Origin of the sequence: Corynebacterium sp. HMSC062E11, from assembly GCF_001811845.1 — a bacterium.
Lineage (GTDB): Bacteria > Actinomycetota > Actinomycetes > Mycobacteriales > Mycobacteriaceae > Corynebacterium > Corynebacterium hesseae.
In genome coordinates this window covers 25,513-34,777 of record NZ_KV806792.1, presented here as the reverse complement: position 1 = coordinate 34,777, position 9,265 = coordinate 25,513, and the positions used below count along the sequence as shown (strand labels likewise).

Here is a 9,265-nt window from a genome sequence, read left to right as displayed (position 1 = left end):
AGGTGATGCGCTACCAACTGCGCTACATCCGCGCGACAAACCGGAGTTTGTCACGGAGTCCATAAGGAACTCCCTGTGCGCGATACTGGGATTGAACCAGTGACCTCTTCCGTGTCAGGGAAGCGCTCTCCCACTGAGCTAATCGCGCTTATCCATTTATCAAGGCTTTTTGCTCGAGAATCCCTCTAGCATCAAGAAAGCCTTGGAGCGGATGACGAGACTCGAACTCGCGACCCTCACCTTGGCAAGGTGATGCGCTACCAACTGCGCTACATCCGCATTCGAAACCAGGCCCGGTTTCTAGGACTAAGTCCTTGTGCGCGATACTGGGATTGAACCAGTGACCTCTTCCGTGTCAGGGAAGCGCTCTCCCGCTGAGCTAAACGCGCTCACAGCACCCAAAGTTGGGCGCCAGCTTTTGAGGTGGAAACGGGAATCGAACCCGTGTGCACGGTTTTGCAGACCGTTGCCTCACCACTCGGCCATTCCACCGTGGCGATACCGCCTCACACACTACATGTGCTGGAGCGGATGACGAGACTCGAACTCGCGACCCTCACCTTGGCAAGGTGATGCGCTACCAACTGCGCTACATCCGCATTGCACGTACCCGGCTGGTATGCCGTGGTGCGAGAAGAAACTTTATCGTGCACCGACCCAGTTTCCAAATCCGCAGCCCACAGCACTAATCCCCAACCATCCAACAGCGCATGGATTACATTAATGTGATTGAGACTGCGGTTACAGTGATTGCGCATGATTGCACTAGGAACACACTAGTACTGTCGGGAGAACTCCAAGATCCATCCGTTCTCGCACAGCCCTGAGTAGCCACTACACCCTTACAGTCGCGAGCAACCAACCAGAGTAAATGCACGCAGAGTAATTGAAAGCACGGTTGAGCTGGACGATTAGGGGTTTCCATACGCGCGGTGTACCTTAAGTGCTGCACCGAGGTTCTATAGCTCAGTGGGAGAGCGTTCCGTTCACACCGGAAAGGTCGCTGGTTCAATCCCAGCTAGGACCACCATTAAAGCTGCAGGTAAAAGACGTGCAGCGTATAACACAAGCCTCCGCGTGGATACTATGCGGAAAACGAATCCGCATTTATCTGTTCACGCGGGGGTATTTTCTCATTGTTCCTGAAACTGGCCAAGAAAGCCAGACACGATAGCTCAACCCGTTGGGGCACGGCATGGTTGATAAAGCCTGCACGATATTGGACCTGCCCCCGCGCGAAGTTACCCGATAACTCCATAATGGTTCAATAGCAACACGTGCAGGCATAGGGTGATAGATGTGCAGTTGCCAAAGTACGGCCCAGCCTGGGCAGGCTCCTTGATGGGAACCTCAATTGCGTCAACTTTGTCGGGTTTGCATGGTCTACGCATAGGCCAAATCGTTTTTGCTCTTATCGCAGCTGTTCTGCTGGTGATTTTTACCGTGGGAACGAAAAATGAACCGCCTCGGCACCAGAATATGGCTGGGTGGGGCATGTACACGATGGGCCTGCTGGCGTGCGGCTCGGCATGGACCGCGCTGACCGGAACCGATGCCTTCCAGTTGGCAAGTTGGTGGATTGGCGCACCGCTTTCGGTCGTGGTCTGTCTGTGGCAGCTGTGGGGGTTGTTCAAACAGCAGCACCACTACGACAAGCCCGCGTTTCCTTGGGGGCTGGCGCTGGTCTCCCCCATGGTGGCGGCGACCTCCGCGGGTCAACTGGCTATCAATCACGGGCAGTTCTACCACTATGCCGGTGAGCTGTGCTTCTTCCTCACATTCATCACCGCAATTCCGCTGTTCGCTTATTGCTATTGGTCTTTAGCACGCCGTCAAGATAGGCCGCGCGAGGCGGCTGCGGGTACGGCATGGATCCCGCTCGGCGTGGTTGGACAGTCAACGGCGGCCTCGACACTGCTTTTTAACGCCCACATCTACGGCATCATCATGTTCATCATTGGTGCGCCCTGCGTAGTATTCGCAATGTATTGCTTTTACCAAGCGGTAGTCGCGTGGGCCCCTTATGGCCCAGGCTGGTGGGGCTCCACATTCCCTGTCGGCACTTTGTGCCTTGGCTCCTGGGATGAAGGCTGGCACCGGTTGTCCCTTGCTTTATTGGTGCTCCTGCTATTGCATTGGGGAGCCTCTGCGCTGCGCTTCGGCACATGGCGGTTCCAACGCGCCTGATCACATACGCTCCGGCCAATCCCACGCCCTAAGCCGTCGTCGACATTTCAGGTACCGTGGGGCGCCATGAGTGACACTGCTCTGATAAAACACCTCATGGGGCCCGACCGAGAAGAAATCCGCTTGATTGCGGTGAGTACTCTCCATGGCTCCGCCACCATCGATGGAACCTCAGGGCCAATGGGCAACGGCACCGACGCTCAACTCTTCGCTGCACTGCGCGAGTGGGCCGACATTGCCGTCGTCGGCTCAGCCACGGTGAAGTCGGAAGAGTACGGACCGTCGACAAGCACGCGGCTCGCCGTACTCAGTCACTCCCTTGACTTTGCCGGGTTCGAAGAGTTTATAGCCTCCGGCCCCATTGTTCTTACCCCGGAGGAACGCGCATCGTCACCCGAGGCACGGCGCTTAGCCGACGCCGGCGCCGAAGTCATCAGCACAGGTACCGGCACCATGAGCGAGGCAATCTCAGCCCTTCGCGCCCGGGGCGCGCGCCGCATCAGTTGTGAGGGCGGCCCTTCCGTGTATTCCGCCTTAATCGCCGAAGGGCTTGTGGACAAGCTCTATTTGACGCTCGACCCGCACCTATCGCCCTCCGTCGAAAAGCCCGTCGTCGATGGCAAAGCCACCTCCCCTGCGCTCAAGTTCGAGTTGGAGAACGTTGCTGCTGTCGACAGCACGGTGTTTCTGCGCTATCGACGAACCCAAACACCGTAAACTGTGCTGCCGTGACTTCTCCGGCTCCCTCAACCTCAGATTCCGCGCGACTGTGGACGGCCGCCGCGTGGCCCGCCGCCATAGTCTTGGTTTTCCATCGCGTGTTCGTGCTCGCCTTCAACGGCACGGTGACCGATGATTTCGGCACCGTCTACCGCGCAATCCGGAACCTGTGGGAGGGCAACCCGGTCTACGAACAGAACTATTCCTTCGTCGAGCCGCTCTACCTATACAACCCGGGCGCAACGCTCCTCCTATCCCCCTTGGGGCTTGTTTCCGAGGAACACGCGCGCATCGCCTTCATCCTGGCCAACGCCGCGGCCATCGTCGCCGCCTTGGCCCTACTGACTCGCTTCGTAGGCCACAGCCTGCGAGGCCCCTTGTGGCCAGTCAGCGTCGCTGCTGCCTTCGCTACCGAATCGGTCATCAACACGTTGGTCTTTACCAATATAAACGGCGTGCTACTACTCGCCATGGTGGCGTTTCTAGTCTTGTTGGATAAACACGGATGGGCCGCCGGGCTGTGCATCGGTCTGGCGATTCTGGTTAAGCCGCAATTTGCCCCGCTGCTCTTCCTCGCTTTAGTGCGCAAGCGCTGGCTCACTGCAGGTTTGGGCGTGGCTATACCGCTAGTGAGCAACCTTGCTGCTTGGCCGATCGTCCCGGGCGTGGAAGGCTTCCGCGCCAATCTTCTTCCCTACCTGGCGACAACGCGCGATTATGCCAATGCCTCGTGGCCGGGCGTGCGCGCTTACTTCGATCTCCCCGGCATCATCTACTACCCCATCTGGCTCCTTTTCGCGGCGCTAGCCGCAGTGGCCATCCTCGGGCTTCTACGCTGGCGCAACAGCGAGCCCACCTTCTGGGCGCTGAGCACAAGTGGTGCCATCATGGTCGGCATCTTCTTCCTTTCCTCCCTGGGTCAGCAGTACTACTCCATGTGGCTTATCCCCATGCTGTTTACGGTGATGCTCGGGCGCTCGGTCTTCCACACGTGGGGAGCATGGTTGGCCGCATTTTTATTCTTGGCGCCGCTCGAGTGGACGTCGACAAGCATGCCCACCGCCGCACACTGGATGAGCGTCTTCATCGCCACCATTGGGTGGGGACTGCTCATCGTGGTGACCGCCACCACCGTGGCCGGCTGGTGGTCCGCGGAGCGAGGCACTAGCCCAAAGCCTCAAGCTAGCGATAAACTCCCAGCATGACTGATTTCAAGCTCATTGCAGATACCGAATGGCGCAAGCGGTTAAGCCCCGAGGAGTACCACGTTCTGCGTGAGGCCGGAACGGAAGCACCGCACGTCGGCGAGTACACCAACACGACTACCGAAGGCGTGTACTCCTGCCGCGCCTGTGGTGCTGAGCTCTTCCGCTCCACGGAAAAATTTGAGTCGCACTGCGGCTGGCCGTCCTTCTTCTCCCCTCTGGCCGGCGACGCCATCATTGAGCGCGAAGACAATTCGCTGGGAATGCGCCGCATCGAGGTACTGTGCGCTAACTGTGAATCCCACCTCGGCCACGTCTTCGAAGGGGAGGGCTACGATACGCCGACGGACCTGCGCTACTGCATCAATTCCATCTGCCTCGATCTAGAAGAAAAGCCGGTCGAGGACTAAACCCTCAACCGGCTTCCGGCGCCTTTCGCGGCAGCTACCGCGAATTATCGCGGCTCTTAAGGCAGAATCGCGATGAGCTCCGCCACGTCCTTCACGCGACGGCCGGTGTGGAAAGGAATCTCCTCACGCACGTGGTGACGAGCCTCGGTGTAACGCATGAGGTACATCAGGTCCACGATGCGGTGCAGTTCCGGAGCCTCAAAGGCCAGGATCCACTCATAGTCACCCAGCGCGAAGGCCGGCACAGTGTTCGCGCGCACGTCCGGATAATCACGTGCCTGCATGCCGTGCTCCATGAGGATGCGGCGGCGCTTTTCCTCATCCATGGTGTACCAGTCATAAGAGCGCACGAAGGGGTAGACGGAAATCCACTCGCCGGGCTCTTCGCCCATAATGAAGGACGGCAGGTGGGACTTGTTGAACTCCGCTGGGCGGTGCAGTGCATTGCCCACCCAGGTCACCTCAGATACTTGGCCCAGGACGGTCTCGCGGCGGAAGTCCGCAAAGGCCTTCTGGATGTCGGCGAATTCCTCAGCGTGCCACCAGATCATGAAGTCAGCGCTCTCCCGCATCCCGGAGAGATCATAGATACCGCGAACGGTAACCACGCCTGCTTCCTCCAAATCCGCGAAGAACTTCTGTGCCTGCGCCACGATCTCCTCGCGCTCGGTGCCCAGCGCACCGGGGATTACTTGAAAAACCGCGTGCTGCGAATAGCGCTGGACCTTATTGAGCTCGGCGAAGTTGACCTTCGACATGCCTTTCTCCTTCTTTCAACCGACAGAGTTTCGCATCCATCATAAGTTGGAGACGACCCCTCGCGCCACTAGCCTTCGGCGCGCCTTCCACCGCCACGAGGGCGGAGCTTATACGTTGTTCCCCGTGAGCAATTCCGACGTTTCTTCGCGCAACCTCGCAGGGGCACCGACCAACCTGCACGATCGCGCCGCCGCCTCCCCCGCCGATTCGCGCCCTGCGGAGCCGAGCACCCCGGCCGCCTTCACGGAGGCCGTTGAGTCTCTCCATGCCGCACAGCTGCGCCCAGAAATCACGTTGGGCACCATCCGCCCACCGCAGCGGCTGGCACCGTTTAGCCACGCCATCGGCTTGGAAGTTGAACGCAACGAGCACGGGGCCATCATTCCCACCGACTCTGACGGCGATGCCTTCGGCCGCCTCATCCTGCTCCACGATCCCGGCGCTGAGGAGGCCTGGGAAGGCGCAATGCGCCTCGTGGCCTACATCCAAGCAGACTTGGACGATGCCGTCGCTGGGGATCCGCTGCTTCCCGACGTCGCCTGGGAATGGCTTACCGAATCCCTCGACGTGCGCGAGGCGACCCATACGAACCTGGGCGGCACCGTCACGTCGACCGCCTCGGTTCGATTCGGCGAGATCGGCGGCCCGCCGCGCGCCTACCAACTAGAAATGCGCGCCTCCTGGACCGCCGCCGGCCTAGATCTCGCCCCACACGTGGAAGCTTTTGCGCAAGTTCTTTCCCTCGTTGCAGGGCTGCCACCAGAAGGCGTAGCGGAGCTCGGGCGCTAACATGACTGAACTGCGCCAGGTACCGGTTGACGGAACACCAAAGGTCCTGCTTTCTCCCCGTGAATTTCACGCCGCCGCCGACCGCCTGGCAGCTGGAACTGGCCCCTTCGCCATCGACACCGAACGCGCGTCAGCTTACCGCTATGACGATCGCGCGTTCCTAGTACAGATTCGCCGAGAAGGTGCGGGCACTTTTTTGCTCGCCCCGGAACACCACAGGACTGAGCTTCGCGCGGCCTTAGCACCGGTGCTCAACGGCCAAGAATGGGTCGTCCATGCGGCCCCCTCCGATCTTCCTTGCCTAGCCTGGCTGGGCTTGTACCCAGGCAGGCTCTTCGATACCGAGCTGGCCGCCCGCTTCGCCGGCTTTGCCCACCCCAACTTGGCAGCAATGGTGCTGGAGCTTTTCGACGTCCAATTGGAAAAAGGCTACGGCGATTCCGACTGGTCCGAAACCCCCATTCCCCGGTCGTGGCGCAATTATGCGGCGCTTGACGTGGAGTTACTCAATGAGCTCGCTGTGACCTTGCGCGATATCCTCGCGGAGGAGGAAAAACTCGACTGGGCCTATGAGGAGTTTGAGAAGATAGTCGACGACCACGCGCGCATTAAAGGCCCCGAGCCCCGCTCGTGGCGGGATCTCAAGGGCGTGTCCTCGCTTCGCTCCGGCGAGCAGCTCGCCGTGGCTCGCGAGCTGTGGCAGCGCCGCGAATCTATCGCGCGCACCCAGGACGTGGCACCCAACCGAGTGCTACCGCACCGCGTGTTGGTGGACATTGCTCGCCGCGTGCCCCGCTCGCCACGCGAAATCAACCAAATCAAGGGTTTTCCCCGACGCCGCGGGGGTGCGACCTTGCGGTGGCTCGACGCGGTTGAAACCGCACTGGCCAGCCCGCGCCAGCAATGGCCGAAGGTACTGCGCAGCCCGCGCCCGGTTCCTTCCAAATCAGTTTTTAGCCGGGAGTTCCCCGAACTGTGGCAGCTCTACACCGAAATCCGTAGTGACTTCGAGGACCTCGGCGATGAGCTCGGCATGAGCTACGAGCTCATTCTCAAACCCAGCCTGCTACGCATGGCCGTGTGGGCGGCGTGTGGCCCAGAGGGTGGCGTCGCCGGGGAAATCACAAACGCTTCGGATATCCCCGATTTCCTACGTTCCCAGGGCGCGCGCGAGTGGCAAATCGAGCTTGCCTCCCCGCTTTTGTGCCACGGGCTGGAGCAGTAGCGCCCACTCCCCCGCGTTCTTAGCTGCGGGCAGCTACCCACTCGCTGACGGACTCTGCGATTCCCTCCGGAGTCAGCCCGAATTCCTCAAGAACCTCACCGCGGCTGGCGTGCTTGGGGAAACAGCCCGGCACGCCGAGTCGGTGCACGGGGGTATCCACATCGGCAGCATCGAGTGCTTCGGCCACCATGGAACCCACGCCGCCACGCAGGATCCCGTCCTCCACCGTGACCACGAGGTCATGATCCGCAGCCAGCGCGATAATGGATTGTGGGACCGGAACCGGCCAGCGCGGATCAACGACGGTCACGTTGAAGCCTTCGGCTTCCAACCGCTCGGCGGCCCCCAGGGATCGGGCACTCATGGCGCCGATGGAGACGATCAGAACATCCGTTGCGTCGGCCGCTGATTCAGCAGCATCGGAATAGCGCAGGATGTCGACGCCATCATCGAGGCGCTTGAGCTCCTCACAATCATCCAGCAGGTTGCCCTTAGGGAAGCGCACTACCGTCGGGCCATCCTCGATGGCAATTGCTTCATTGAAGAGCTCCCTTAAGCGGGCACCATCGCGCGGTGCGGCGATGCGCATACCCGGGACGATGCTCATCAGCGCCATGTCCCAGACACCATTGTGCGAGGGACCATCGGATCCTGTGACACCGGCGCGATCGAGAACGATGGTGACGGGCAGCTTCAGCAACGCGATGTCCATGACCACTTGGTCCACTGCGCGGTTGAGGAAGGTTGAATACACCGCCACCACCGGGTGCATACCTGCCAGCGCCAGGCCTGACGCAGAGGCCATGGCATGTTGTTCTGCAATTCCGACATCGAAGAAGCGCTCTGGGAATTCCTCCTGGAATGGAGCTAATCCCGTTGGGCCTGCCATAGCGGCGGTTATCGCCACAATATCCTCGCGGGCATGACCGGCCTTGATGAGTTCCTCGGAGAAGGCCGCAGTCCATCCCGGTTGCTTCTGTCCTTTGGACACACCGGTGACTGGATCGATAGCCCCTGTGGAGTGCATCTGGTCCTTCGGCTCATTGACCGCTGGTGCGAAGCCGTGGCCCTTCTCCGTGACCGTATGCACGATGATGGGGCCGTCATAGTCGCGGGCGTAGCTCAGTGCCCGGACCACGGCGTCGATATCGTGTCCGTTAATCGGACCAATGTATTTGATGCCCAGTTCTGGGAACATCTCGGTGGGCAGGACGGTGGACTTCACGCCTTCCTTGACCGCATGCAAAGCGTCAAAGGTGCGCTCACCTACCCAGCCCATGGACTTCAGGCGCTTCTTGCCCAGCGCCATGAACTCGTCATAGCCATGCTGCGCGCGGATGCGCCCAAGGTTCTCTGAGAGTCCGCCGATGGTCGGTGAATAGGAGCGGCCATTGTCATTCACGATGATGACAACGTTGCGGTCTTTATCCGCAGAAATGTTGTTGAGCGCTTCCCAACACATGCCACCCGTCAGGGCGCCGTCACCGACAACCGCCACGGCATTGCGGTGCGATTCACCGCGAATCTTGAAGGCCTTGGACAGGCCGTCCACCGTGGACAGTGACGCCGAGGCGTGGGAGGATTCCGTCCAGTCGTGCTCAGATTCCCCGCGGTCCGTGTAGCCAGACAAGCCGCCCTTCTGGCGCAGCGTATCGAATTGATCAGCACGGCCTGTGAGCATCTTATGCACATATGCCTGGTGGGAGGTGTCAAAGACGATGGGATCTCGCGGGGAATCGAAGACGCGGTGGATCGCCACAGTGAGCTCCACAACACCCAAATTAGGGCCAAGGTGACCGCCGGTAGCGGACACCTTCTCAATCAAGCGCTGGCGAATCTCCGCCGCGAGCTCACCCAGTTGCGTCTTGCTCAGGGCTTTGAGATCGCCTGGTGATTGAATGGAATCCAGAATGCCCATAGAGCTTGCCTTAAACCCCTTCATCGATCGTTTTCTTCTCTACCACCGTACC

At 60.2% G+C, this 9,265-nt stretch carries 8 protein-coding genes and 6 tRNA genes; 7 read left to right on the top strand and 7 right to left on the bottom strand.

Annotation, left to right across the window (positions count from 1 at the left end):
* Positions 1-76: 76 nt before the first annotated feature.
* From HMPREF2822_RS05565 to HMPREF2822_RS05545, 5 genes are all read right to left on the bottom strand, one after another.
* Positions 77-148: transfer RNA gene (locus tag HMPREF2822_RS05565), tRNA-Val, on the bottom strand.
* 55 nt (positions 149-203) lie between these two features.
* Positions 204-279, bottom strand: a tRNA-Gly gene (locus HMPREF2822_RS05560).
* Positions 280-317: 38 nt separating this feature from the next.
* A tRNA-Val gene (locus tag HMPREF2822_RS05555) sits at positions 318-389 on the bottom strand.
* Positions 390-421: 32 nt separating this feature from the next.
* A tRNA-Cys gene (locus tag HMPREF2822_RS05550) sits at positions 422-492 on the bottom strand.
* Positions 493-523: 31 nt separating this feature from the next.
* Positions 524-599, bottom strand: a tRNA-Gly gene (locus tag HMPREF2822_RS05545).
* Positions 600-955: 356 nt separating this feature from the next.
* On the opposite strand from HMPREF2822_RS05545, the gene HMPREF2822_RS05540 reads away from it, so the two are divergent.
* The 5 genes from HMPREF2822_RS05540 (at position 956) to msrB (ending at position 4,522) form a co-directional block, all read left to right on the top strand.
* A tRNA-Val gene (locus HMPREF2822_RS05540) sits at positions 956-1,030 on the top strand.
* A gap of 269 nt (positions 1,031-1,299) precedes the next feature.
* On the top strand, positions 1,300-2,187 hold the full coding sequence (locus tag HMPREF2822_RS05535) for a TDT family transporter (RefSeq protein WP_083306815.1): 888 nt from the start codon (positions 1,300-1,302) through the stop codon (positions 2,185-2,187).
* A gap of 66 nt (positions 2,188-2,253) precedes the next feature.
* Entirely contained in the window at positions 2,254-2,904 is a 651-nt protein-coding gene (locus HMPREF2822_RS05530) for a dihydrofolate reductase family protein (protein ID WP_070522063.1), read from the top strand.
* An 11-nt stretch (positions 2,905-2,915) separates the two neighbouring features.
* Positions 2,916-4,112 carry a glycosyltransferase family 87 protein gene (locus HMPREF2822_RS05525; RefSeq protein WP_070522060.1) on the top strand — a complete coding sequence of 399 codons (1,197 nt, stop codon included), beginning with the start codon at positions 2,916-2,918 and terminating at the stop codon, positions 4,110-4,112.
* On the top strand, positions 4,109-4,522 hold the full coding sequence (gene msrB, locus HMPREF2822_RS05520) for a peptide-methionine (R)-S-oxide reductase MsrB (RefSeq protein WP_070522057.1): 414 nt from the start codon (positions 4,109-4,111) through the stop codon (positions 4,520-4,522). Before HMPREF2822_RS05525 ends, msrB begins: the two co-directional genes overlap by 4 nt.
* A 56-nt stretch (positions 4,523-4,578) precedes the next feature.
* On the opposite strand, the gene hemQ is transcribed toward msrB, so the two are convergent.
* Positions 4,579-5,280, bottom strand: a complete 702-nt coding sequence (gene hemQ, locus HMPREF2822_RS05515) for a hydrogen peroxide-dependent heme synthase (protein ID WP_070522054.1) — start codon at positions 5,278-5,280, stop codon at positions 4,579-4,581.
* 175 nt (positions 5,281-5,455) lie between these two features.
* Between hemQ and HMPREF2822_RS05510 the strand changes: the two genes are divergently transcribed.
* Together HMPREF2822_RS05510 and HMPREF2822_RS05505 are read left to right on the top strand one after the other, a co-directional pair.
* Positions 5,456-6,070: a DUF3000 domain-containing protein gene (locus tag HMPREF2822_RS05510; RefSeq protein ID WP_070522234.1), complete on the top strand. Its 615-nt coding sequence runs from the start codon at positions 5,456-5,458 to the stop codon at positions 6,068-6,070.
* Position 6,071: 1 nt separating this feature from the next.
* Positions 6,072-7,295 (top strand): HRDC domain-containing protein, encoded by a 1,224-nt coding sequence (locus HMPREF2822_RS05505; protein WP_070522051.1) that lies wholly within the window; start codon positions 6,072-6,074, stop codon positions 7,293-7,295.
* A 19-nt stretch (positions 7,296-7,314) separates the two neighbouring features.
* On the opposite strand, the gene dxs is transcribed toward HMPREF2822_RS05505, so the two are convergent.
* Positions 7,315-9,213, bottom strand: a complete 1,899-nt coding sequence (gene dxs, locus HMPREF2822_RS05500; protein ID WP_070522048.1) for a 1-deoxy-D-xylulose-5-phosphate synthase — start codon at positions 9,211-9,213, stop codon at positions 7,315-7,317.
* Positions 9,214-9,265: the final 52 nt, after the last annotated feature.